This is a genomic window from Streptomyces sp. NBC_00091 (assembly GCF_026343185.1).
GTDB lineage: Bacteria > Actinomycetota > Actinomycetes > Streptomycetales > Streptomycetaceae > Streptomyces.
Genome location: NZ_JAPEMA010000002.1, coordinates 371,096 through 393,985 on the forward strand (window position 1 = coordinate 371,096; position 22,890 = coordinate 393,985).

At 74.3% G+C, this 22,890-nt stretch carries 20 protein-coding genes and 2 pseudogenes; 12 read left to right on the forward strand and 10 right to left on the reverse strand.

The window, feature by feature from the left end; genetic code table 11:
* Positions 1–119 precede the first annotated feature (119 nt).
* On the forward strand, positions 120–1,532 hold the full coding sequence (locus OOK34_RS29435; protein WP_267037199.1) for an MFS transporter: 1,413 nt from the start codon (positions 120–122) through the stop codon (positions 1,530–1,532).
* 216 nt (positions 1,533–1,748) lie between these two features.
* Here OOK34_RS29435 and OOK34_RS29440 read toward each other — a convergent pair.
* From OOK34_RS29440 to OOK34_RS29450, 3 genes and pseudogenes are all read right to left on the reverse strand, one after another.
* Positions 1,749–2,465 (reverse strand): annotated as a pseudogene (locus OOK34_RS29440) (IclR family transcriptional regulator); the annotation flags it as partial.
* Between the two features lie 920 nt (positions 2,466–3,385).
* The gene (locus OOK34_RS29445) at positions 3,386–3,964 is read right to left on the reverse strand and encodes an RNA polymerase sigma factor (protein WP_241253482.1); all 579 of its coding nucleotides are present in this window, start codon (positions 3,962–3,964) and stop codon (positions 3,386–3,388) included.
* 384 nt (positions 3,965–4,348) lie between these two features.
* Positions 4,349–5,281 (reverse strand): MerR family transcriptional regulator, encoded by a 933-nt coding sequence (locus OOK34_RS29450; RefSeq protein WP_267037200.1) that lies wholly within the window; start codon positions 5,279–5,281, stop codon positions 4,349–4,351.
* A gap of 77 nt (positions 5,282–5,358) precedes the next feature.
* Between OOK34_RS29450 and OOK34_RS29455 the strand changes: the two genes are divergently transcribed.
* Complete coding sequence (locus OOK34_RS29455) at positions 5,359–5,790, forward strand: VOC family protein (protein ID WP_267037201.1); 432 nt, start codon at positions 5,359–5,361, stop codon at positions 5,788–5,790.
* 22 nt (positions 5,791–5,812) lie between these two features.
* On the opposite strand, the gene OOK34_RS29460 is transcribed toward OOK34_RS29455, so the two are convergent.
* Positions 5,813–6,445 (reverse strand): NADPH-dependent FMN reductase, encoded by a 633-nt coding sequence (locus OOK34_RS29460; protein WP_267037549.1) that lies wholly within the window; start codon positions 6,443–6,445, stop codon positions 5,813–5,815.
* A 306-nt stretch (positions 6,446–6,751) separates the two neighbouring features.
* Here OOK34_RS29460 and OOK34_RS29465 point away from each other — a divergent pair, with 306 nt between their 5' ends.
* The gene (locus tag OOK34_RS29465; protein WP_267037202.1) at positions 6,752–7,522 is read left to right on the forward strand and encodes a polysaccharide deacetylase family protein; all 771 of its coding nucleotides are present in this window, start codon (positions 6,752–6,754) and stop codon (positions 7,520–7,522) included.
* A gap of 79 nt (positions 7,523–7,601) precedes the next feature.
* Here the strand turns inward: OOK34_RS29465 and OOK34_RS29470 are convergent, their stop codons facing one another.
* Complete coding sequence (locus tag OOK34_RS29470; RefSeq protein ID WP_267037203.1) at positions 7,602–8,486, reverse strand: hypothetical protein; 885 nt, start codon at positions 8,484–8,486, stop codon at positions 7,602–7,604.
* 251 nt (positions 8,487–8,737) lie between these two features.
* A complete protein-coding gene (locus OOK34_RS29475) occupies positions 8,738–9,337 on the reverse strand; it encodes an HPP family protein (protein ID WP_267037204.1) in 600 nt (199 codons plus the stop codon).
* An 89-nt stretch (positions 9,338–9,426) separates the two neighbouring features.
* Here OOK34_RS29475 and OOK34_RS29480 point away from each other — a divergent pair, with 89 nt between their 5' ends.
* The 8 genes and pseudogenes from OOK34_RS29480 (at position 9,427) to OOK34_RS29510 (ending at position 17,467) form a co-directional block, all read left to right on the forward strand.
* Complete coding sequence (locus OOK34_RS29480; RefSeq protein WP_267037205.1) at positions 9,427–10,050, forward strand: ABATE domain-containing protein; 624 nt, start codon at positions 9,427–9,429, stop codon at positions 10,048–10,050.
* 238 nt (positions 10,051–10,288) lie between these two features.
* Positions 10,289–10,468 (forward strand): annotated as a pseudogene (locus tag OOK34_RS35515) (LysR family transcriptional regulator); the annotation flags it as partial.
* 18 nt (positions 10,469–10,486) lie between these two features.
* Positions 10,487–11,197, forward strand: a complete 711-nt coding sequence (locus OOK34_RS29485) for a substrate-binding domain-containing protein (protein WP_267037206.1) — start codon at positions 10,487–10,489, stop codon at positions 11,195–11,197.
* Positions 11,198–11,372: 175 nt separating this feature from the next.
* On the forward strand, positions 11,373–11,780 hold the full coding sequence (locus OOK34_RS29490) for a cupin domain-containing protein (RefSeq protein WP_267037207.1): 408 nt from the start codon (positions 11,373–11,375) through the stop codon (positions 11,778–11,780).
* Between the two features lie 33 nt (positions 11,781–11,813).
* A complete protein-coding gene (locus tag OOK34_RS29495) occupies positions 11,814–12,341 on the forward strand; it encodes a cobalamin B12-binding domain-containing protein (protein ID WP_267037208.1) in 528 nt (175 codons plus the stop codon).
* Positions 12,338–13,651, forward strand: coding sequence for a methylaspartate mutase (locus OOK34_RS29500; RefSeq protein WP_267037209.1), 1,314 nt, complete (start codon positions 12,338–12,340; stop codon positions 13,649–13,651). Before OOK34_RS29495 ends, OOK34_RS29500 begins: the two co-directional genes overlap by 4 nt.
* Before the next feature lie 63 nt (positions 13,652–13,714).
* Entirely contained in the window at positions 13,715–15,730 is a 2,016-nt protein-coding gene (locus OOK34_RS29505) for an FAD/NAD(P)-binding protein (protein WP_267037210.1), read from the forward strand.
* An 18-nt stretch (positions 15,731–15,748) separates the two neighbouring features.
* On the forward strand, positions 15,749–17,467 hold the full coding sequence (locus OOK34_RS29510) for an AMP-binding protein (protein ID WP_267037211.1): 1,719 nt from the start codon (positions 15,749–15,751) through the stop codon (positions 17,465–17,467).
* A gap of 46 nt (positions 17,468–17,513) precedes the next feature.
* Here OOK34_RS29510 and OOK34_RS29515 read toward each other — a convergent pair whose 3' ends face one another.
* Positions 17,514–18,728, reverse strand: coding sequence for a glycosyltransferase (locus tag OOK34_RS29515; protein ID WP_267037212.1), 1,215 nt, complete (start codon positions 18,726–18,728; stop codon positions 17,514–17,516).
* Between the two features lie 261 nt (positions 18,729–18,989).
* On the opposite strand from OOK34_RS29515, the gene OOK34_RS29520 reads away from it, so the two are divergent.
* Positions 18,990–20,075, forward strand: coding sequence for a mechanosensitive ion channel family protein (locus OOK34_RS29520; protein ID WP_267037213.1), 1,086 nt, complete (start codon positions 18,990–18,992; stop codon positions 20,073–20,075).
* Positions 20,076–20,096: 21 nt separating this feature from the next.
* Here the strand turns inward: OOK34_RS29520 and OOK34_RS29525 are convergent, their stop codons facing one another.
* From OOK34_RS29525 to OOK34_RS29535, 3 genes are read right to left on the reverse strand one after another with little or no spacing between them, the layout of a single operon-like run.
* Positions 20,097–20,636 (reverse strand): hypothetical protein, encoded by a 540-nt coding sequence (locus OOK34_RS29525; protein ID WP_267037214.1) that lies wholly within the window; start codon positions 20,634–20,636, stop codon positions 20,097–20,099.
* A 39-nt stretch (positions 20,637–20,675) separates the two neighbouring features.
* A complete protein-coding gene (locus OOK34_RS29530; protein ID WP_267037215.1) occupies positions 20,676–21,551 on the reverse strand; it encodes a PhzF family phenazine biosynthesis protein in 876 nt (291 codons plus the stop codon).
* Between the two features lie 22 nt (positions 21,552–21,573).
* Complete coding sequence (locus OOK34_RS29535; RefSeq protein ID WP_267037216.1) at positions 21,574–22,854, reverse strand: MFS transporter; 1,281 nt, start codon at positions 22,852–22,854, stop codon at positions 21,574–21,576.
* Positions 22,855–22,890: the final 36 nt, after the last annotated feature.

Here is a 22,890-nt window from a genome sequence, read left to right on the forward strand (position 1 = left end):
CCGGCGGCGCTGATCGATCGGCGTGGCCACAAAATCCCCCTGTCGGCTGCCTGGTGGTGCCAGCAACAGGATAAGTTCCCACTCTTCAGGGGCATTCCCTGGCCGCGAGGGTAGTGGCCATGACGATCGACACACAGACGCCGACCACCGGTCCGCACCCGGCGGCCCCCAAGGGCGCCCGGCTCTCCGGCCGGGCCAAGCTGGTCCTCTTCGTGCTCTGCGCCGCCCAGTTCATGGTGGCGCTCGACTTCTCCGTCCTGAACGTGGCCCTGCCCGCGCTCGGCAAGGACCTGGGCCTGAGCACCTCCGCCCTCCAGTGGGCGGTCACCGCGTTCACCCTGCCCTCCGGCGGATTCCTGCTCCTCTTCAGCCGGATCTCCGATCTGTACGGCCGCAAGAAGCTGTTCCTGACCGGTCTCGTGGTCTTCGCCGCGGCCTCGCTGCTCGCCACCCTCGCCTGGGACCCGGCCTCCTTCCTGACCGGGCGCGCCCTGCAGGGCCTGGGAGCGGCGGTCATCGTGCCGACCGGCATGTCGCTGCTGACCACGACCTTCCCCGAGGGCCCGCTGCGCGACAAGGCGCTCGGCATCTCCGGCACCCTGATGTCCCTCGGATTCACCGTCGGCATGGTGCTCGGCGGGGTCATGACCGACACCCTCGGCTGGCGCTCCACGATGGGCCTGCTCGCGGTCGCCGCGCTGCTCGTCCTCTTCCTCGCGCCGGGGCTGCTGTCCGAGTCGCGCGCCCCCGAGCGGCCGCGCCTGGACGTGCCGGGCGCCGTCACCGTCACCGGCGGTCTGCTCGCGCTGATCTACGCCCTGTCGACGGCGGCCCAGCGCGGCTTCGGCGGCGTGGACGTCTGGGGCACCCTGGTGGCCGGGCTGGTCCTGCTCGCCGCCTTCGTGGTGGTCGAGTCGAAGTCCCCGGCCCCGCTGGTCTCGCTGCCGATGCTGAAGCGCCGCACGGTGGCCTGGGGCAACATCGGGGGCCTGGTGACCTTCTCGATGATGTCGACGGTCATCTTCGTCCTGACGCTCTACCTCCAGGAGACGCTGCGGCTGTCCTCCTTCCTGACGGGGCTGGTCTTCGGTGTGCAGGGGGTGGCCTCGGCCGTCGCCGGTACGTACGCTCCCCGCGTCATCGGCCGCTTCGGCGCCCGCCGCACCCTGATCGGATCCCTGCTGGGCCAGGGCGTGTTCACCGCCGCGCTGCTCACCGTGGGTGCGGGCTCCGGGGCGCTGGTCGCGACCGTAGCCGTGTCGGTGGCCAGCATGTTCCACCTCGGCGCGATCATCTCGTACGGGCTGATCGTGACGAGCGGTGTGCCCGACGCGGAGCAGGGGCTCGCCACCGGTCTGGTCACCACCACCCAGCAGGTCGGCCTGACCGTCGGCATCCCGCTGCTCGGTGTCCTGGCCACCACGCAGGGCAGCCTCTTCGACGGGGTGCGGACGGTCCTGGCCGTCGACGCGGCCCTCGTGATCGCCGCCGGGCTGCTGGTGGCGGCCGGCCTGCGCCGGCGGGCGGCTTGACGCACGGTGGAGCGGGCCGGGCACGGATGCCCGGCCCGCTTCGGCGTCGATGCGCGGCGTCCGCGGACGCCGGGCGGTCTAGACCGTGGTGGAGAGGAACGGGCTGTGCAGCCCGAGCGGCACGGTCGCTCCGGCCGCTCCCTCCTGGAACCACTGCGGTCCCCGGGGGACGGCTTCGCTCCGGACCGGCGCGGGGGCGGGCTGGGCACTGCCGGCCACGATCAGAGCCAGTAAGACCGCGGCGGCCTCACTCTGCAGGATCCGGGCCGCCTGCCTCAGCCGGCCGGGATCGGGGACCGGGATGGACAGGGCCACACATTCCGCGTTCGGGCCCGAGGTGATCGGCACCGCCGCGCACACCGTGCCGAGGGCGTACTCCTGGAGGTCGAGCAGCGGGGCGTTGGGCCGGCGCGTGTCGAGCTGGTGGAAGAGGGCCTCCTGGCTGGCGAGGGTGTGGGGGGTGAACCGGGACATCCGGTGGCGGTCCAGATGGTCCTTGCGGTCGTCGTAGTCGAGTTGGGTGAGCAGGGCCTTGCCGACCGCGGAGGCGTGGGCGGCCGCCCTGAAGTCGACCCACTCCTCGACGACCGGTGTGCCCGGGCCGTCGGCGTACTGGGTGATGGAGACCTCGCCGTCGGTGTAGCGGGCCACGTACACGGCGGCGCCAACGGCGTCCCGTACCCAGGCGAGGGTCTCCTTCAGGTGCCCGCGCCCCTCGCCGTTCGCCGCGTCGGTCAGCAGCAGGGCGTTGCCGGCGACGTAGGCGTCCGGTCCGGTCGGGGTGGCCAGGTTGGCCCGGACGAGCTGTTCCACGGCCCGGGCGAGCACCAGTTGCGGCAGTTTCGTCTCACGGGCGATCTGGGTGAGGCTCACACCGCCCGAGTAGCGGTTGATGACCTCCAGGACGCGCAGCGCCTGGTGTACGGATGCCAGTGCGGCGGGGGCCGGCTGTCCTTCGGGGCTCTTGCGGGCGGCGTGGGTCAGGTGTGGCTGCTTGAGCGCTTCGAGCGCCCACGCGTTGGCCTCGTCCGTCAGGTGCAGGGGGTTGAGGCGCGCGTGGTGGGCCACGGCCACGGCGACCGGCGCGCTGGGGGTGAACACGTCCCCCAGGTCCGGGTGTTCCTTGCGGGGGCGGGCCGCGACCGCCTGGCGCAGTCGTGCGGGCAGCCGGTAGGGGGGCCGCCCGGCCCGGCCCGGCCCGGTGGTCAGCGAGCTGAGGTCCTGGGTGGTGATGGGCGGGGAGGTCCAGATCACGGAGGCGGCCAGGGCCTCTTCGAGGCCCTCGGGGATCTGCGGCAGGGGCGGCAGGTGCTCCTCGGCGGGCAGGGTCCAGGCCTCCTGCTTCCAGTGCCGGGCGGTACGGACCTCCGCGCGGGAGAGGTGGTGGAGGTACAGGCACAGTGCGGCGGTGCGGGAGCCCGCCCCGGCCGCGTACTGGAACCAGAAGCGGGCCCCCTCCGTCCGGTCCGTCAGGTGGAGGAGACAGCCGAACAGCAGCGCCGAGTCCACTCCGTGGGGCCAGGATCCGGCGTGCAGGGCGAGCTCCGCGAAGTCCCGGCTCTCCACGAGGGACCAGGTGACGTCGTCCAGGACGCGCGCCGCCCGCACGTGGCAGGCGGCGTCCAGTACCAGGTCGTCGTACTCGGCGGCCGCGGCGTGCCCCCGCGCCGGCAGGTCCGTCCCGCCGGCGCCGCCGATCGCCGAGCGGGCCCGGTCGGCCACGATCCGGCGGGCGATCCGGCGCCGGGCGGCGCCCTCGTCGTAGCCGGCGTACTCCTCCGCGAGCACCGCCGCGTTCTTCAGGGCCGCGTCCAGTTCGCACAGCGGCATGTCACGGTCAGCGGGCATGTCGCTCACTGGTCCTTCTCCTCTCCGGGGATCCAGTCCACCCCGAGCTTGCGGGACAGGGTTCGGCGTGCGCCGCGGACGTGCGAACGGACCGTCGCGGGGGAAATCCCCATCATCCGGGCGACCGTGTCGGAGTCGTTGCCGAGCAGGAAGGCCAGCAGCACCACGTCGTACTGCCGCTCGGACAGCTCCGCGATCGCGGCGTACAGGCCGAGCTTGGACTCGAGCAGTTCGAGCCGTTCCCTCGAGGAGCGGCGCAGCGCCGAGAACCACGCCGTCTCCACCATGGCCACCTGGCGGCCGAGGGCCGCCAGCCGGCGTTCGACGTGTTCGCGCAGGACCGCCCAGGCGAAGCCGTGCAGGCTCGCCTCCTTCAGTGCCTGGCGCCACACCTTCAGGAGGAAGGTGAACACGTCGTCGACGACTTCCTGCGCGTCCTTGGCGTTGCCCAGCTGGAGGTGGGCGTAGCGCAGGTACGCGCGGTGCTGCTGGGAGTGGAACGCGGTGAACTCCACCGGCAGTACGCCTGCCAGTTCACTGGAGACCGTCTGGTCCCCCGCCGGGTCGAACTCGCCTTCGCTCATGCACTCCCCCACCGTTGCTCGTCGCCGCCCGCCAGGGCGGTGGGTGTCACATCGCTCGAGAAAACACGGACCGTGGTGGTGACTATCAGCGCGAGGGCGACAATCTCGGCAACATTCACTTCGGCGCGAAACCTTCCAAGTGGTTTGTGGGGTAACCGGCTGCCTGCCCCCGTGTGCGGCAGCCGTGGAGCGACCAGCGCCCCCCATCACCACCCCATCGGAAATCGCGCCCGATCGTGCAAGCCGGTTCCGGAAATCTTCCGGAAGAGTGGCATCCGCCGTACCGCGCGCCCCCTTGGCACCAGCGCACGCCCCCGCGCGCGGGAATGCGCCCCGGCCCCGGGCGCCCCGGACCGGGGCGCCCTTGCCTCACGCGCCCCGGACTCAGGTGTGGCGGCGCAGAGCGGTGGTGAACCAGGTGAACACCGGGGCGAGTCCGGCCGACACCGGCCATCCGTTGATCGTGGCCGTGAGTTCCCAGTAGCGCTGGGCGCGCGGGTCGGCGGCCGCTTCGAGGCGGGCCAGGAGCCAGCGGCGCAGGTCGCCGTCGTCGGCGCGTTCGAAGGCGTGGGCGTAGAGGGTGGCCAGGGAGTCGGTGAGGGGGGCCGCCGCCGCGGATGCCGGCAGGACGCCGGCGGCGAGGGCTTCCTCGATGCGGGCGCGCACCGCTTCGTCGATGTCGTGGTGCAGGCCGGTGCGGTCTCCCGGGGCGCCTTCCCCGGCCTGGTGTTCGGCCAGCCGGCGGATGGCTCCGCGGAAGCCGTCGTCCTGGCACAGTTCGGCGAGTTCCACCCAGGCCTCGACCTGTTCGGTGGTGGGGTCGTCGGGGAGCACGGGCATCGCGGAGCGCATCAGGAGCACGAATTCCGGGTTGCCGTCGAGGCCGCCGAAGGTGTCGTCGATGAAGTCGTGGACCAGTCGGTGCCGTTCGCCCTCGGAGAGCTTGGCGAGTCGGTGCATGAGGTTCAGCTCCATGGTGTCGGGTCCGCGCCGGGCGACCGCGCGCAGTACCGCCCGGCGCAGGCGGAGGGTCTGGATCTGGACGTCCAGGGCGTCGGCGTGCGCCCGGGCGACTTCCGGTACGGAGACCTCCCGGTCCAGCACCTTGCGTACGGTGGCCAGGCCGAGCCCGAGGTCACGCAGGGTCCGGGCCAGGTCCAGGCGGGCGAGGGCGTCGATGTCGTACAGCCGGTAGCCCGCCGGGCTCCGTCCGCTCGGCGGAACGATCCCCTCGTCCGAGTAGAACCGGACGGTCTTGACCGTCAGGCCGGTCCGCCGGGCCAGTTCCCCGATGGAATAGAGCGTGTCGCTGTCCATGTCCCCCAGCTTGGGGTCTCCCCCTGCGGGAGACTCAATCCGGCCGGACGCGCCGGCGCTTGCCGAGGAGGATCTCCATGAACTGGACGCTCGAGGTCGTCCCGGTCCCTGTCACCGACATGGACCGGGCGAAGGAGTTCTACGCCGACGGGATCGGCTTCACCGTGGACCTCGACGACGAGGTCGCCCCCGGTGTGCGCATCATCCAGCTGACCCCGCCCGGCTCGCGGTGTTCGGTGGCCCTGCTCCAGGGGATGCCGCCGGCTCCCGGTACCACGGTGATGGAGCCGGGCACGCTGCACGGCCTCCAGCTGTGCGTCACGGACATCGCGGCGGCCCGCGAGGAGCTCGCGGGCCGCGGCGTGGACGTCTCCCCGGTACGCCATCTCGGCGCGGCGGGCTGGGAGGACGGCCCGGGGGACACCTGGAACGCGTTCATGACCTTCCGGGACCCGGACGGCAACGGGTGGGTGGTGCAGCAGGCCCCGTCGGAGCTGTCGCAGCGCTGAGCGCCCGGCGCCGGCCCGCGTCTCAGTCCTGGGCGCGGGCGGTGACCGGCGCGTCGGTCCGGTCGCCGAGGAACTCGTACCAGCGGCGTTGCAGGCACAGGTAGCGGGTGTCGGCCTCGGCGAGGTCCAGGAAGGCGTCGACCGTCGATGCCAGACGTTCGCCGAGACCCCGGTCGGAGAGGGCGCCGTCGTCGGTGAACTCCTGATGGGCCATCGCCAGGCTGAACATGTCGGGGTAGACCCGCGCCCCCAGGTGTTCCAGCGGGATGCGCAGGGCCCACAGGCCCCGGTTGCCGCCGACCATCGAGGGCGAGGCCGACACGAGCAGGACCTGCTTGTCCTTGAAGGGCTGGGGCCGGACCCGGGAGACCCAGTCGACGGCGTTCTTGAGCACGCCGGGGACGGACGCGTTGTACTCGGGCGAGGCGATGACCAGGGCCTGCGCGGCCTCGATCCGCTCGCGCAGCGCCAGCGCCCCCGGCGGCACCCCTTCGTCGGCCTCCAGGTCCCCGTCGTACAGCGGCATCGGGAAGTCGCCGAGCAGCGCGGGCTCGGCGGTGGCCCCTGCCCGGACGACCAGGCTCGCGACGAGCGAGGCCAGGCGGGCGTTGACCGAGCCGGTGCGGGAGGAGCCCGAGAGCACGAGCACGTGCAGCGAGGCCCGGCCGGTGATGTCCCCGTCGTGGGGGCGGGCCGGATCCGCCGGGAAGCGGTCCTGGTCGGTCGTGTTCACGCCTGTCTCCCTTGCCGGTGCGCGTCTGCGGTGACGGAGGCCGAGGTGCCCGCAGCGGACTGTACGGGCCGCCCGGGCGGGGGCGGGCCGGGCACACCGTGGTCCGGCGGCGCGGCGTGCGCAGATCACCCGGGTGCGCGGCACGGCTGCGCGGCGGGGCGCCGCGTTCTCTCGCATAGTCGTGCCAGCGCCGTGCAGGGCGGCGCGAGGTCCGGAGGAGCGACTGTGGTGGATGTGGGACGACGCGCCGCGATGGCGGGGCTGCTGGCGGCGGGGCTCGTTCCCGGCCCGGACGCGTGGGCGGCGCCGGGGCGCGCGGTGGGCGAGGCCGGCGGCGGGGCGGGTCCCCGGCCGCCCGCGTCCCTGCTCGGCCAGGAGATCCGCCGGCTGCCCACCTCCCGCCCGGTGGTGGCGCTCACCTTCAACGCCGCGTGGGACGAGAGCGGGATCGACACCGTCCTCGCGGAGCTGCGGCGCCGGAAGCTGGCCGCCACCTTCTTCCCCACGGGCCTGTTCGCCGAGGCGCACCCCGCTGCCGTCCGGGCGATGGCCGCGGCGCACGGGCTGGGCAACCACTCCTACAGCCACCCCTCCTTCGACGACCTCGGCACGGCGGAGCGGGCGCGGGAGGTGCGCCGCGCCGACGCGGCGATCCGTACGGCGTCGGGGGCCGAGCCGCTGCCGTTCTTCCGGTTCCCGTACAGCTCGACCACGGCGGAGTCGGTGGAGGACGTCAACGACCTCGGTTACGCGGCGATCGAGTTCACCAACGACACCAACGGCTATCTGGGTCCGGCCGGCGGTATGACGGTGGACGCGGCGGTCCGCAGGGCGGTGGGCTCGCTCGGTCCCGGATGCATCCTGCAGATGCACGTCGGCAGCAGCGCGGGCGACGGGGTCGTCCTGGATGCCCGGGCGCTGCCGCGGATCATCGACGCGGCGCAGGACGAGGGCTACGAGATCGTCGACCTGCGGGAGTTCCTCACCGCTTCGCCGTGACGGGCACCGCCCGCTCCCACGGCCGTACGGGCCGTGGGAACGGGCGGTCGTGGTGCTGTCTACCTGCCTACCTGGCTACCTACCACCAGATGACGACGTAGCCGGCGCCGCCGGCCTGTCCGGCGCCGCCGGGGCGGGCGCTCTCGGGGGTCGGGAGCCCTCGGGCACCGCCGTCGCCGCCCTCCGCCGCGCGGGTGGGCAGGCCCACGATGCCGTCGGCGGGGGTTCCGCCCTCGCCGCCGACGGCGGTGCCGCCGGTGCCGCCACCGCCCGCCAGGTTCACCCCGCCCGTGGTGCACGAGCCGGCGCCGCCGGCCCCGCCGGCACCGGGGGCACCCACGCCACCGGCGGTGCCGCCACCGCCACCGCCACCGCCGCCACCGCCGCCGGCGGTGAGGAGCGAGGTGTTGGTGGCCGCCGCGATCACGGTCGAGTTGCCGCCCGCGCCGCCGGCGCTGCCGGGCCCGCCCGTCGCTCCGCCGCCGGTGCCTCCGGCGCCGCTGGTTCCGGCGGCGCCGACGTCGATTCCGTAGTCGGCCAGCGGGGTGACGCGGATGGTGCACCAGGTGAAGCCGCCGGCGCCGCCGCCACCGCCCGCGCCACCGGCGTTGACGGTGGACGCGCCGCCGCCACCGCCGCCGCCACCGCCGGCGCCCCAGGCCTGGACGAACACGGTGGTGACGCCCGCCGGCGCCGTGAAGGTGTTGTCAGAGGTGAACTGGCGTAGGCCGTGCGGGAACTGAGTGGGCTTCTTCTTGTAGTGGTCCTTGTCCTTTTCCGGGTTCCTCTGCTTGTCCTGAGCCGACGGCGCGTTCTGGCCCGACGGCTTGGGCCCGTCGGCGGACGCGGCCGGGGCGAGCGCCACCAGCTGGCCGGTCAGGGCCGCCGTCGCGGCGAGGGAGGCGAGCAGGACCCGGGAGCGCGTCCGGGGCCGTCGGGTCACCTTGTGAGCGTTGAGGTTCATGACTTCCTTCCCCGCCGGCGCTGAGGACCGCCGCGGGAGTGCGAGGGAACGGTTGCGTGGGCCCCCATGACCCGTTGGCTGGGCCGGGCGCCTCTCCACGCGCTGCACATCCCACCGCCCCGCGCCACGCCAGCCACCCCGACAGGGCCGGAGTTGTGGTCCAGCCAGGTGAGGAGTTCGTCAACCCGGAGCAACGCCGCCGTCGCCCGGACGGTGTGGCCGGCCCCGCTGCCTGGGGTCAGGGTCCTGGTTCACCACCAGTACGCCGGGTAGCGGCCGGTGCCCGCGCCCGCACGGGCGGCCGCCCAGCCGACCAGGACCAGGAGGGTGGTGGCGAGGGCGAGGAGGCCGAGGAAGGGGAGGACGGGGGGCCGGGAGAGGACGACGATCACGGCGGTGGCCGCGGCGGGAGAGTGGGGGGTGCGGGTGAGGGCCATCGCCCCGACCGCCAGTCCGCCCGCGACGGCGGCCGTCCAGAGGGAGTTCCCGCCGACCGCGAGCGCGGCGAAGCCGACGGCCGCGGCCACCAGCTGCCCGCCGATGACATTGCGCGGCTGGGCCAGCGGGAGGGCCGGCGCGGCCACGACCAGCGCGGCGCTCGCGGCCAGCGGCGGGATCAGCAGGGGGCGGTGCAGGAGGTCTCCGACGGCGACGAGCAGCAGGAGTGCGGTCACGCCCGCGCCGGTGGCGAGGGCCACCGCCTTGGCCGGCGGGCGTGGCGGGGCCTGGCCCGACAGGCGCGCGAACCGGCTCCGGCGGCGGGTCTGCGGGGCCGGAACGGGGGCGGGGGCCGGGGCCGGGGCGGGGGCCGGCGCCGTGGTGGGCAGGGTCGTCGTGGGGGGCGTGGGCATGGTTTTCCTCTGCGCGAAGAGCTAATGTCGAAGGAGGCGCTTTCCCATTAGTGCTGATTTCCATTAGTAACACGCCGGGAGGCGAGGACATGTCCGAGAGCGCGGAACGCTCGCCGGTGGACGAGATGCCGCTGGTCGGGGAGTCGCTCGCCCTCGACCTCGTGAACACCACCTTCATCGACGGCGGCCTGCGGGGCGTCCTGGTCGACGCCCTGGCCACCCCCGCCGACCTGGACCGCTGGTGCGCCCGGCGGCTGGAGGACTTCAGCCCGCCGCTGCGGTCCCGGCTGACCGAGCCCGCCACCCGCGCCCACTTCGAGCGCTTCCTCGAGCTGCGCCACGCCCTGCGCGAGGTGGCCGCCGCGCACGTGGCCGGCCGGGCCCCGGAGCCGGCCGACGTGCGCACGGTGAACCTCGCCTCCCGGCTCGCCGCCCGCTGGGAGGAGCTGGCCGCGGCCCCGGAGCCGCTGGGGGCCGTGACCCGCTGGGCGGAGCCCGATCCGCGGCTGGCCGCGCTGGGGGAGGTGGCGGCCGCCGGGGTGCGGCTCTTCGGCGGCGCCCCGGGGCGGCCGGTCAACGCCTGCCCGGCGCCGGGCTGCATCCTCTACTTCGTCAAGACCCACGCCCGCCGTGAGTGGTGCACGGCCACCTGCGGCAACCGGGTCCGCGTGGCGCGCCACAGCCGCCGGCACCGGGAACCGGCCGCCGGCTAGGTGGTGTCCGGGGGTTCGTCCTTTCGGTCGATCCCCCGGGGGCGGATCCTTTGGCATTCTCTTTACTAACGCGTCACTGCCGACGCGTACGTTAGGTGCAGGGGCCCGGCAGCCAGCCGCCCTCGCCCGTCATCCTCCGGCGACATCCGCGCCTCACGCCCGGCCTGCCCAGCCCCACCCGGCCACCGCGTCGAGCGCCGCCTCCGAGTCCCGGCCTCCAGGAAGATTCGGCACCGCCATGCCCGTGGATCTCACACAACTGCGCACCCTCCGGGAAGTCGTCCGCAGCGGCAGCCTCACCAAAGCCGCACGCAATCTCGGATATTCCCAGTCCAGCGTCACCTCCCATGTCCGCCACCTGGAATCCAGGACCGGCACGCCCCTTCTCCAACGCCTTCCGCACGGTGTGCGGCTCACGGCCGCCGGAGAAACCTTCATGGAATACGTGAACCGCATGTTCGACCTCGTCGAGGAGACGAATGCCGCCTTCGACCCCCAGGGAATGCCCAGCGGCCGCGTGGTCGTCGGGACGGGGCCGCTGCTCATCGACCGGCGGATCGGGGCGCTGCTGCGCGAGTGCCGCTACCGCTACCCGCAGGTGTGCCTCTCCCCGCAAATCGTCGGCCCTTCCAGGATGGAGGCCGCCGTCCTCGACGGCGACATCCACCTGGGGCTGACGGTCGGCCCCGCCCCCGACACGGACCTCGCGCCCCCGCCCGCCGGCCTGACCTCCCAGTCGCTGGCGCCGGTCGAGCTGGTGCCCGTCGGCGGGCCGGCCTTCAACGACCCGCAGAGCCGTACGGCCGCGCTGCGTACGGCCCCGGTCCTGGTCGTCGACCCGGAATGCCCCTCCCAGGCGATCCTGCCGACGGCCCTGCGGGAGCGCTACGGCGCCGATCCCCAGGTGATCGAGACCGGCTCGGCCAGCGGGGCCCGCGCACTCGCCGAGAGCGGCTGCGGCATCGCGATGCTGCCGCAGTCCTCGGTCCGGCCGGACAGCTCCCTGGCGGTACTGCCCGACCTGCCCCGGGCACGCCTGGACGTCCGGGCCGTGTGGCCGGAGCAGTCCTGGATGCCGCCGGCCGTGGCGGCCGTACTGGAGCTGGCCCGCAGGGTCGGCGACGAGAAGCTCGCGACCGCCGCCTGACGGACGCGCCGCGGGGCTCGGGGCTCGCCATCGGTTTCCCCGATGCCCTCCCATCTGCTTTTCAGCGGATCCGGCGAGGGATCCGCCCACTAGATTGTTCATGTGGCCGAAAACGCCACGGAAATTCCCGGAAATTCCCGGAAAACACTCTCCGCTTTCTCTGAAGGGCACCGCCATGTCTGAAATCGAATACATCGCCAACGCATTCCGCAGCGGATTCGACATGCAGGACCTCAGCTGGGTCCCGTGGTCCGAGCCGGGCCGCGTGGGCGTGGAACACCACGTGCTCTGGGCTCCCGACCCGGGCCGGGGCGAGGACTCCGTCGGTCTCCTCCTGCGCTTCCCGCCCGGTGCGCACGGCGACTTCCACGAGCACCTGGGCCACGAGCTGATGCTCGTGCTCGACGGCCGCCTCGACCACAGCGACGGCACCTCCTACGACAAGGGCGACCTCGTCGTCGAGGGCCCCGGTACCCGGCACCAGATGTCCAGCGCCACCGGCTGCACGGTCCTGGCCGTCCGCACCCGCCCGGCCGCGCCCCGTACCCCGCACGAGGCCGAGATCGTCCGCACCCGGTCCTGAACTCCCGCCGACCCGACAGATCGCGAGAAGAACATGTCCCCGACCACCTCCACCCTCCCCTCCCCCTGCCCCTCCTCCCCGGTTCCCGTCCGTGACCGCCGCAGGATCCTCGTCTCCAGCGTCTCCTCGGACGCGCACACCTGGAACCTGGTCTTCCTCCAGCTGCTGCTGGAGGAAATGGGCCACGAGGTGTTCAACGCGGGCGCCTGCGTCCCCGACGAGCTGGTCCTCTCCGAGTGCCGGCGGCTGCGCCCCGACGCGCTGGTCATCAGCACCGTCAACGGCCATGGCGCGCTCGACGGCCACCGCCTGATCACCCGGCTGCGGCAGGAGCCCGACCTGCGGGAGCTCCAGGTCGTGATCGGCGGGAAGCTCGGCGTGCGCGGAGCCGAAGCGGGCACCCACGCACCCGCGTTGATGGCGGCGGGCTTCGACGCCGTCTTCGAGGACGCGGCCGGCACCGAGGAGTTCCGGCGCTACCTCGGCGAGGCGCCCGTACGCCGGCAGGCCGCGGCCCCGCCCCCGGCCCGCCGCACCCCGGCCCTGGCGGGTGCCCGGTGAACGCCCCCGCCGTGCGGCTGTCGCCCTTCGCCGAGGCCGTCAACGCCGCCCGCGCGGAAGGCCGGCTGGTGGTGCAGCCCCGTATGGGCTTCCCCACCACCGCCCGGATGCGCGAGGGCCTCCTCGCGGTGCGCGGCGCGCGGGCCCGTACGGTCGGCACCGTCACCCTCGACAGCTACACCCGGGTCGGCGACCACGCGTCCGCCCGCAAGGCCCTCGACGCCGGCGCCGATCTCAACGGCTTCCCCATCGTCGCCCACGGTGCGGCCGTCACCCGGGAGATGCTCGCCCCGGTCCTCGGGGACACTCCGGCCGGCCACCCCTTCGCCGTCCAGGTACGGCACGGCTCCGCCAACCCCTTCGGCATCGTCGAGACCCTGCTGGACGCGGGGCTGGACGCCACCGAGGGCGGGCCCGTCTCGTACTGCCTCCCCTACAGCCGCACCCCGCTCGCGGAGTCGGTCGACGCGTGGGCCCGCAGCTGCGAGCTGCTGGCCGAACGCTCCCACGGCTCGGCCCACATGGAGAGCTTCGGCGGCTGTCTGCTCGGCCAGCTGTGCCCGCCCGGGCTGCTGGTGGCCATGGCGGTCCTCGAAGGGATCTTCTTCCGCCGGCACGGGCTGCGCAGCATCTCGCTGAGCTACGCCCAGCAGACCCACCCCGACCAGGACGCCGAGGCGCTCGCCGCCCTGCGGCTGCTGGCGGGCGAGTACCTCGGGGACACCGACTGGCACGTCGTGCTGTACACGTACATGGGCGTCTTCCCGCGCACCACCCCCGGTGCGCTGGCCCTGCTCCGGTCGAGCGCCGTGCTGGCCGCCCGGACGGGCACCGAGCGGCTGATCGTCAAGACGCCGGCGGAGGCCCACCGCATCCCGACCGTCGAGGACAACATCCAGGCCCTGGGGGAGGCCGCCGCTCAGGCGGCGAGCGCCCGCGCCACCGCCCACGCCCCCGTGGCACAGGGCGAGTTCGGCGTCCTCGCCGAGGCGCGCGCCCTGGTGGAGTCGGTCCTGGAGCTGGGCTCCGACATCGGCGCCGCGCTCGTCGAGGCCTTCCGCCGCGGGTATCTGGACGTCCCGTACTGCCTGCACGCCGACAACTCGGGCCGCAGCCGCAGCTGGATCGACGCGCGCGGCAGCCTCCAGTGGCGCAGCGCGGGCGCGATGCCGGTACGCGCGAGCGCCGGGCGGGCCGCGGGTCCGCTGCGCGCCGACGATCTGATCGGCATGCTCTCGCACGTCCAGCAGGGCTTCGACCGGGCCGCCGTCGAGCCCGCCGGCGGGCGGCGCGCCGCGCTGGCCGCCTGATCGCGGCCCCTTCCCTCATCTCTTCCGATCTCCCGATCCCCCGAGCTCCCGAAGGACCTCTCCATGCCTGTCACCTCCACCCCCGACCGCACCTGCTCCCCCGCCCACTCCCGTCCGCACACGGTCGCCGTCGTCGGTACGGGCCCGCGCGGCATCGCCGTACTGGAGCGCCTCGCGGCCCGCCTGACCGACCGCGCCGAGCGGGCCGCCCGGCACGGGACGCGGCCGCGGCCCGTACGGATCTACGCGATCGACGCCGTCGAGGTCGGGGCGGGCCGGATCTGGCGCACCGACCAGGACGACTGGTTCACCATGAACACCGTCGTCAGCCAGGTCACCATGTACTCCGGCCGTCCCGACGGCGGGCCCGCGCGCCCCGGTGCGGGCCCCTCCCTCGGCGAGTGGATCGCGGCCCGGGCCCTGCCGGGCGAGGAGGTCCTCGGGCCGGACGACTACGCCCCGCGCGTCGTCTACGGCCATTACCTCCAGGACGTCTACCGGTCGGTCGCCGAGCACCTGCCGCCCTTCGCCGAACTCGTACCGGTGACCGCCCGCGTCACCTCCCTCGGCCCGGACCGGGAAGGCGGCCAGCTGCTGACCCTCGACGCGGCCCCGCACGTCCTGCGGGCCGACAGCGTGGTCCTCGCCACCGGCCACCCGCACAACGAACCCGACGCCTTCGAACGGGACATGCTCGGCTTCGCCGGCCGGCACTCCGGCGCCCGCTACCTGTGCGGGGACTCCGCCGCCGACATGGAGCTCGGCGAGGAAGCCGTGCCGCCCGGCACCCCCGTCGGCATCCGGGGGCTGGGCCTGTCCTTCTACGACGTCATGCTGACCCTGACCGTCGGCCGGGGCGGCGCCTTCGAGCCCGGCGAGGACGGCCGGCTGCGCTACCTGCCCAGCGGCCGCGAGCCCCGGATCGTGGCGGGCTCGCGCAGCGGCCTGCCCATCCCGGCCCGGGGCCGCAACGAGAAGGCTCCCGACCACGCCCACCGGCCGCTCTTCCTCACCCCGGCGGCGCTGGCCGCGGCCCGCGCCCGGCGGGCCGCCGCGACGGGCGACGACCGGCTGGACTTCGACCGGGACGTGCTGCCGCTGCTGCTCCAGGAGGTGCACCAGGTCTACTGGACGGCCCAGGTACGGGCCCGCTCGGGCGCCGAGGCCGCCGAGCGGTTCGCGGACCGGCACGCCGCAGCGCTGCGGGAGGGCCGGGACCCGGGTCCCCTGCTCGCGCGGGCCGGGCTCGCCGGTGTGCCGCCGCTGGACCTGAAGGCGCTCGCCCGGCCCTTCGAGGGCGAGCGGTTCGCCGGGCCGGAGGAGTTCCGCGAGCGGCTGCTCCAGGTCATGGAGGCCGACCTGGAGCAGGCCGCCCTCGGCAACTCCAGCGGCCCGCTCAAGGCGGCCCTCGACGTCCTGCGGGACATCCGGGGCGTGCTGCGCCAGGCCGTCGACCACGGCGGTCTGCTGCCCGAGTCGCACGCCGAGGACTTCCACGGCCGCTTCCTGCCGGTCAACTCCCTGCTCTCGGCGGGTCCGCCGGCGAGCCGGGTGCGGCAGCTCGAGGCGCTGGTCAGGCAGGGCATCGTGGAAATCGCCGGCCCGGCCACCGAGTTCGCCGCCGACGAGCGGCGCGGCCGCTTCGCCGTCTCCTCGCCGCACGTCCCCGGCTCGACCCGGTACGTCGACGTGCTGGTCGATGCCCGCATCCCCTCGCCCGCGCTGCACCGCGACACCTCGCCGCTCACCCGGCGGCTGCTCGCCGAGGGGATGGTCCGCGAGTACACGACGACCGGTCCGGACGGCAGCCGGTTCCCGACCGGCGGGCTCGACGTCACACCGGATTCCTTCCACGTGGTGGACGCCGTCGGCGAACCGCTGCCGGGGGTGCTCGCGCTGGGCATTCCCACCGAGCACACCCGCTGGTTCACCCAGGTCGGCAGTGGCCGCCCCGGCGTGGACACGCTCTTCCACCGGGACGCCGACACCGTGGCCCGGGGCCTGCTGGAGCCGCCCCGAGCCGTCCCCGCAACCACGGCCGCGCCCGCCGCCGTGCCCGCTGCCGCCGCCACCCGCTGAGGACCACGGACCACCCCCATGCACCAGAACCAGACCCCCTCCTCCCCTGCCGCCTCCCCCACCGAGGTCTTCCGGGCCTCCCGTGACCTGCTGCTCGCCCACGGCACCGACCTCGACGCCGCCCACCGTGCCTTCCGCTGGCCGGGGCTGCCCCTCTTCAACTGGGCCCTCGACTGGTTCGACGCCGTCGCGGGCGCCCGCGACGGCACCGCGCTGCGCCTGGCCGGGGCGGGCGGCGCCGGTCCGGCGGACGACGTGACCGTCTCCTGGAGCGAGCTGGCCCGCCGCTCCTCGCAGGTCGCCAACTGGCTGCGCGCCCTGGGCGTGCGGCGCGGCGACCCGGTGATGCTGCTGCTGGACAACCGGGTGCCGGTGTGGGAGACCATGCTGGCCGCCATCAAGCTCGGCGCGGTGATGATCCCGACCTACACCACGGCCACCCCCGCCGAGCTGGCCGACCGGGCGGCGCGCGGAGGCGTCCGCTTCGTCGTGGCCGAGGCCGCGCTCGCGGGCCGCTTCGGGCCCGGGCCCCATCCCTGGCAGGGCATCGCCGTGGGCGGCACACCGCCGCCGGGCTGGGCCTCGTACGAGGACGCCCGCTCGGCCCCCGTACGGTTCGACCCGGACGGCCCGACCCGCGCGGACGACCCGCTCTTCCGCTACTTCACCTCGGGCACCACCTCCGCGCCCAAGATGGTCGAGCACACCCACACCAGCTACCCCGTCGGGCACCTCTCCGGCATGTACTGGAACGGGGTGCGCCCCGGTGACGTGCACCTGAACATCTCCGCGCCCGGCTGGGCCAAGCACTCCTGGAGCTCCTTCTTCGTCCCGTGGAACGCGGAGGCGACCGTGCTCGCCCTGGACTCCGCCACGGCCTCCGACGCCGGGGCCGTGCTCGAGGTCCTGCGCACCCGCGAGGTCACCACCTTCTGCGCCCCGCCCACCACCTGGCGGGCCATGATCGCGGCCGGGCTGGGCCCACGGCCCGCGCGGCTGCGCGAGGCCGTGGCCGCGGGTGAGCCGATGGAGGCCGCCCTGGCCCGGGCCGTGCGCGAGGCCTGGGGCATCGACGTCCGGGACGGCTTCGGGCAGACCGAGACCACCGGCCAGATCGGCAACCCGCCCGGCCGCCCCCCGGTGCCCGGCAGCATGGGGCGGGCGCTGCCCGGCTACCGGATGGTGGTGCTGGACCCGGAGACCGGGCAGGAGGTGCCCGACGGGGTGACGGGCGAGCTGTGCGTGGACCTGGCGGAGCGTCCCGCCGGGCTGATGCGCGGCTACGCCGACGATCCGGACAGGACGGCGCGGGCCTTCGCGGGCGGCCACTACCACACGGGCGACCTGGTGGTGCGGGCGCCGGACGGCTGCTTCTCGTACGTCTCCCGCGCGGACGACATGTTCAAGTCGTTCGACCACCGGATCTCCCCGCTGGAACTGGAGCGGGTCCTGCTGCGCCATCCGGCGGTGGCCGACGCGGCGGTGGTCCCGGTGCCCGATCCGGTGGGCCTGTGGGCGGCCAAGGCGTACGTGACCCCCGCGGACGGACACACGGGCGGCGCGGCCACCGCCCGTGCGGTCTTCGCCCTGGTCCGGGAGGAACTGCCGGAGCACAAGTGGGTACGGGTGGTGGAGTTCGCCCCCGACCTGCCGCGCACCCGCTCCGGCAAGGTCCGCCGGGCGGGCCTGAAGGACCGGGCGCCGGGCGCGGAGTTCCGTATGCCCGCCCCCTGCTGAGCGGGGGGGCGGGTCCCGGGACCGAGCTGCCGCCGGGCCCCGCGGCCTAGCCGGCGGCGTCGAGCAGGAGCCTCGCGGCCACCGTCGTCCCGTCGGTGCGGATCGTGCCGGCCACGGCGCTCGCCCGTGCGCGGGTCTCGGGGGCCAGGGCGGCCCCGAGCGCGGCCGACAGGGACTCGGCGGTCGGAACCGGGCCGTCGTGTTCCGCGCCGAGGCCCAGGTCGGCCACCCGGCCGGCCCAGTACGGCTGGTCCGCTCCCTGGGGTACCACCACCTGGGGCACGCCGGCCCGGGCGGCGGTCGTCGTGGTGCCCGCGCTGCCGTGGTGTACGACGGCCGCCGTGCGGGGGAACAGGGCCTGCTGGTTGACCTCGCCGACGAGGAGGCAGTCGTCCTGGTCGTCGATCAGGGCCAGCTCGGCCCAGCCGCGGGAGACCACCGCGCGGCGGCCCTGTGCGCGGACCGCCTCGACGGCCGCCCGCGCGACCTCCTTCGGGGCGCCCATGGGCATGCTGCCGAAGCCCACGTACACCGGCGGCGTGCCGGCGTCCAGGAACTCCGTCAGCTCCGCCGGGAGCGGGCGCTCGTCGGCCGGCAGCCACGCGCCGGTCTGCACCACGCCGAGGTCCGTCGGCTGCCACGGGGACAGGACCGGGTCCGTGGCCAGCCAGGGCCGGCCGCTGAAGGCGTAGTCGCGGACGTTGTCCACCGGCGGCAGGCCGAAGGACGCCCGCTGCCTGTTGATCTCCTCGCCGAACATCGTGTGCGCGATCCGGGCGTCCTCGTCCCACAGGGCCTGGTTGTCGACGGGGCCCTCCGGCACCGGCTGGCCCCGCCGCACGGGCGGCCGGCGGTGCGGCGACGGGAGGCTGACGGGCTGGTGGCTCGCGTGCACGTAGCGGACGCCCAGCTTCTCGGCCACCGACCGCGCGCAGGCCGCGACCGGCAGCGGGCCGGTCACCACCAGCGCGTCGCATCCCTCGGCCGCCGCGGCGACCGTCTCGAACTGCGCGGTCATCAGCGCGGCCGCGCGCTGCGCCAGGCCCGCCGCGGAGCCCGGGGTCACCGTGGTCACCAGCGGGCGCACCGGCGCGCCGGTCGGCACGTGCGCCACACCGACCTCGGCCAGCCGCTGCGCGAACTCCTCGTCCGGCGGCGCGCACACCCGCACCTCCGCGCCGAGTTCCCGCGACCGCACCGCGAGCCCCAGGATCGGTTCGAAGCTCCCGCGCGACCCGTAGGTCGAGAACAGCACGCGCATTTCCTGACTCCCCGCATTCGTGATCTTCGCTTAGGACCGTGATTCTGCGGCACCACCGGGGTGTTGCCGCAAGTCCCGGCCGGGACCGGCTGCGGGGGCGGGCCCGCCATGGGGCAGGATGGCAGTCCGTTCGGAATGCGTACATCCGCTCCAACGGGGCTGCGCACAACACGACCTGACAGGTGACAAGGTGACGACACAGCACATACGGCGGCCGGCAACGGCCTCCTCCATCGCCCTCCACGGCTCGGAGGCGGGGTGTTGAGCCGGGACCTCGTCCTGCACGACTGGGTGGTGGCCGCCATCGCGCTGGCCTCCGGCGGCGCCGCCGGACTGCTGCTGCGGGCGCTCATGAAGTGGCTGGGCAAGCACGCGAGCCGGACCCGGTGGAGCGGGGACGACATCATCGTCGACGCGCTGCGCACCATCGCCCCCTGGGCGGCCGTGATCGCCGGCGCCGCGGTGGCGACCTCGGCGCTGCCGCTGACCGCGCGGGTCGGGGGCTTGGTCAACCAGTCGCTGACGGCGCTGCTCATCCTCATCGCCACGCTCAGCGCGGCCCGGGTCGTGGCGGGACTCGTCCAGTCGGTGGCCGCGTCCCGGACGGGCGTCGCGGCGTCCGCCACCATCTTCGTCAACATCACGAGGATCGTGGTGCTGACGATGGGCGTCCTCGTCGCCCTGGAGACCCTCGGGGTGTCCATCGCCCCGCTGGTCACCGCTCTCGGGGTGGGCGGCCTCGCGGTCGCGCTGGCCTTGCAGGACACCCTCGCCAACCTCTTCGCGGGGGTGCACATCCTCGCCTCGAAGACGGTCCAGCCGGGTGACTACATCCGGCTCAGCAGCGGCGAGGAGGGCTATGTCGTCGACATCAACTGGCGCAACAGCGTGGTGCGCAACCTGTCGAACAACCTGGTGATCATCCCCAACGGCCGCCTCGCGCGGACGAACATGACCAACTACACCCAGCCCGAGCAGAAGCTGTCGATCCTGGTCCAGGCCGGGGTCGGCTACGACAGCGACCTGGAGCACGTCGAGCGGGTGACCCTCGACGTCGTCGACAGCGTGATGGCCGACATCACCGGCGGGGTCCCCGACCACGAGGCCGCGGTCCGCTTCCACACCTTCGCGGACTCCAGGATCAACTTCACGGTGATCCTGGGCGTCGGCGAGTTCAGCGACCAGTACCGGATCAAGCACGAGTTCATCAAGCGCCTGCACCGGCGCTACCGGGCGGAGGGCATCTCGATCCCCGCGCCCACGCGCACGGTCTCGCTCCAGCAGGAGGAGGCCCGCCCGCTGTCCGCCCCGCCGGTCCCGCACCAGCGGGACGCGTCGCGCCGGTAGGACCCGGGGTCCGCGGGGCGGTCAGGACCCGGTCGGGGCCTGGGCCGAGGGGGCGGAGGGGGGCGTCGAGGGCACGGGCTTGGAGTGGGCGCCGTAGCAGAGCAGGCTGATCACGACCTGGGTCGTGGGGAGCTCCGACGGCCGGGTGCCCGTGAGGGAGGCGGTCGCCGTCCAGTCGTTCTTGCGGATGCTGAGCATCTCCGGGCCCATGTCCGGTCCGGCCTGCCAGCCGTGGCCGGACCGGGCGCGGGCGAAGGCGGCCTTCAGCGACGCGTCCGCCGTCGCGGTCGGCGGCTCGGCGGTCAGGACCTCGTGGCATTCGATCGGCTGCATGACCGGCGGCTGCCGCTTCAGCTCGAGCCCTTGCTCCGCCATCGCCGAGGTCAGGTCCGCCACCACCGCGTCGGCCGGCAGCGGCGGCCCGGAGAAGCGCGGCGGCAGCGGCCCCAGGTCCCGGAGGGGATGCGCGCAGGCCCCCGCCGTCACCATCACCAGCGCCACCAGGCCCAGACGCCCCCACCCCACTCGCACGATCCCGTCCGCCCTTCTCGCTTCGTTCACGGTCGAGCAGTCTCGCACCCCGCGAAACGGCGGCGGCGCTCAGGGCAGTTCCGCGAGGACCCCCTCGCCGAGGAGCGCCACCGCACCGCCCACCTCCACCCTGCGGATGTCCTGCCCGTGCCCGTGCGCGCTGACGGTCATCTCGCTGGGGCGTCCCGTGAAGCGGCCCTGGTGCAGGACCACGGGCTCGCCGTCGCCGATCCGGCCGTGGCGGCGCAGGTAGGCGGCGGCGCAGCCGGCCCCGCTGCCGGTGGCCACGTCCTCCAGGAGGCCGTCGTTGGTCCAGTGGCGCCCTTCCCGTGCGGTGGCGTCGAGAAGGTACGCGAACCCGGCGCCGAGGCGGCCGAGCGGGGCGTCGAGCGGAGCGGTGATCCGGGCGCGGGCCAGCGCGTCACCGCGTACGGGCAGGACGAGGTAGCGCAGGCCGGTCGAAACGGTCTCCGGGGGCAGGGCGGGGTCCAGGTCCCGCGCGTCCAGGGAGAAGCGGGCGGCGATGTCGGCGGCCTCGCCCTCCCCGGGGCGGCCGAGGAACACTCCGGGGCCCTGGTCGAGCGTGGCCTCGTACCGTCGCGGTGCGCTCCGGCGGGTGGTCACTTCCACCGTGCGGGCGCCCAACCGCAGGGTCCAGGTGAGGCTGTCGCCGGTACCGGCGGTGTGCAGGGCGTGCAGCACGCTCGCGGCGCCGATGAGGGGGTGGCCGGCGAAGTCGAGTTCCCCGGCGAGGTCGAAGACACGTGCCCGGCAGGTGTAGGGGCGCGCGGGATCGCGTACCAGGAAGACCGATTCGAAGTGGCGCAGTTCCCGGGTGATGGCCCGCATCTGCGCGGTGGTCAGCGCTTCGGCATCGGGGAACACCGCGAGGCTGTTGCCGCTGTAGGGGCGTCGGGCGAAAACGTCGACGTGGTGGTAGCGCATCGGGTGGTCCTTCGGGAGGGGTCTACGGACGTACGAGATGCCGTGCGGCGGACGGGGACGGCTCGGCCGGGAGTTCGCGTGCCGTCCGCAGCGGCGAGAGGAGGAGGGGCAGTACGGCGAGGAGTTCGCCGAGCGCGCCGATCCACATCGCCGGCCGGGCGCCGAGCCACTGTCCCAGCAGCCCGCCGACGAGCGCACCGACGGGCATCGCGCCCCACACCACGAAGCGGAACGTCGCGGCGGTCCGGCCCAGCAGGGGTTCGGGGCAGATCCGCTGCCGGAAGGCGACCGAGGTGATCTTGAAGGTCATGAAGGCGGTCCAGCCCAGCGCCTGGAGTGCGACGGCCACCGCGAACCGCCAGTCCCCCTGGTAGAGGGGCACCGCCAGCAGCCACAGCACACCGCTGGTGACCACGGACGCGCACATCGCCCGGCCCTGGCCGAACGCGGCGGCGACACGCAGGGTGAGCAGGCTGCCGAGGAGACCGCCCACGGCTTCCGCGGTGAACACCGCCGCGCACAGCAGCGGGGACAGGCCGAGCTCCCCCGCGAGCAGCACCAGCAGCATGGCGGCACCGACCGTGCCGAACAGGTTGGAGACGGCGGAGGCGGCGGTGATCGCCCGCAGCGTCCGGTCGCCGAGGACGAAGCGCAGCCCCTCGGCGATCTCGGCCCGCAGGCTCGCGTCCCGCCGGAGGGCCGGGCGCGGTTCGGGGCGGCGGATGCGGGAGACGAAGAGCGCCGAGAGGAGGTAGCTGACGGCGTCGACGGCCACGGCGACGGGCGCGGTGAGCGCGCCGACCAGCGCTCCGCCCAGGCCGGGTCCGCCGATCTGGGTGAGGTTGCGGGTGGTCTCCAGCCGGACGTTGGCCTCGGCCAGGCGGGCTCCGTCCACCAGGCGCGGCAGCGCGCTCTGGGCGGCCACGTCGAAGAAGACGGTGCACACCGACATCCCGAAGGCCACGGCGTACAACTGAGGGAGCGTCAGTACGTCCAGCCAGGCGGCAGCGGGGACGGACAGGAGCAGGGCGGCGCGGCCCAGATCGCCCGCGATCATCACGGGCCGGTGGCGCAGCCGGTCCACCCAGGCGCCGGCGGGCAGGCCGATCAGCAGGAAGGCCAGGTACTCGGACATGACGAGCAGGCCGGCCTCGAACGGGGTGGCGTCCAGGGCGCCGATCGCCACGAGGGGCAGCGCGAGCAGGGTCACGGCGGAGCCGGCCTGGCTCACGGCGTCGGCGGTCCAGAGCCTGCGGAAGTCGGCGTCGCGGAAGAGCCCGGCTCGGGCGTGGGGGTTCGTCATGTCCGTGAAGATGGCGGCCCCAGGGGCGGTGCGGCC

What these genes read in the sequence shown, in the direction of transcription:
- OOK34_RS29435 (WP_267037199.1), top strand. Translation starts at nt 120, where the DNA reads ATGACGATCGACACACAGACGCCGACCACCGGTCCGCACCCGGCGGCC.
- OOK34_RS29445 (WP_241253482.1), bottom strand. Translation starts at nt 3,964, where the DNA reads ATGAGCGAAGGCGAGTTCGACCCGGCGGGGGACCAGACGGTCTCCAGT.
- OOK34_RS29450 (WP_267037200.1), bottom strand. Translation starts at nt 5,281, where the DNA reads ATGGACAGCGACACGCTCTATTCCATCGGGGAACTGGCCCGGCGGACC.
- OOK34_RS29455 (WP_267037201.1), top strand. Translation starts at nt 5,359, where the DNA reads ATGAACTGGACGCTCGAGGTCGTCCCGGTCCCTGTCACCGACATGGAC.
- OOK34_RS29470 (WP_267037203.1), bottom strand. Translation starts at nt 8,486, where the DNA reads ATGAACCTCAACGCTCACAAGGTGACCCGACGGCCCCGGACGCGCTCC.
- OOK34_RS29475 (WP_267037204.1), bottom strand. Translation starts at nt 9,337, where the DNA reads ATGCCCACGCCCCCCACGACGACCCTGCCCACCACGGCGCCGGCCCCC.
- OOK34_RS29480 (WP_267037205.1), top strand. Translation starts at nt 9,427, where the DNA reads ATGTCCGAGAGCGCGGAACGCTCGCCGGTGGACGAGATGCCGCTGGTC.
- OOK34_RS29485 (WP_267037206.1), top strand. Translation starts at nt 10,487, where the DNA reads ATGGAATACGTGAACCGCATGTTCGACCTCGTCGAGGAGACGAATGCC.
- OOK34_RS29490 (WP_267037207.1), top strand. Translation starts at nt 11,373, where the DNA reads ATGTCTGAAATCGAATACATCGCCAACGCATTCCGCAGCGGATTCGAC.
- OOK34_RS29495 (WP_267037208.1), top strand. Translation starts at nt 11,814, where the DNA reads ATGTCCCCGACCACCTCCACCCTCCCCTCCCCCTGCCCCTCCTCCCCG.
- OOK34_RS29505 (WP_267037210.1), top strand. Translation starts at nt 13,715, where the DNA reads ATGCCTGTCACCTCCACCCCCGACCGCACCTGCTCCCCCGCCCACTCC.
- OOK34_RS29510 (WP_267037211.1), top strand. Translation starts at nt 15,749, where the DNA reads ATGCACCAGAACCAGACCCCCTCCTCCCCTGCCGCCTCCCCCACCGAG.
- OOK34_RS29515 (WP_267037212.1), bottom strand. Translation starts at nt 18,728, where the DNA reads ATGCGCGTGCTGTTCTCGACCTACGGGTCGCGCGGGAGCTTCGAACCG.
- OOK34_RS29530 (WP_267037215.1), bottom strand. Translation starts at nt 21,551, where the DNA reads ATGCGCTACCACCACGTCGACGTTTTCGCCCGACGCCCCTACAGCGGC.
- OOK34_RS29535 (WP_267037216.1), bottom strand. Translation starts at nt 22,854, where the DNA reads ATGACGAACCCCCACGCCCGAGCCGGGCTCTTCCGCGACGCCGACTTC.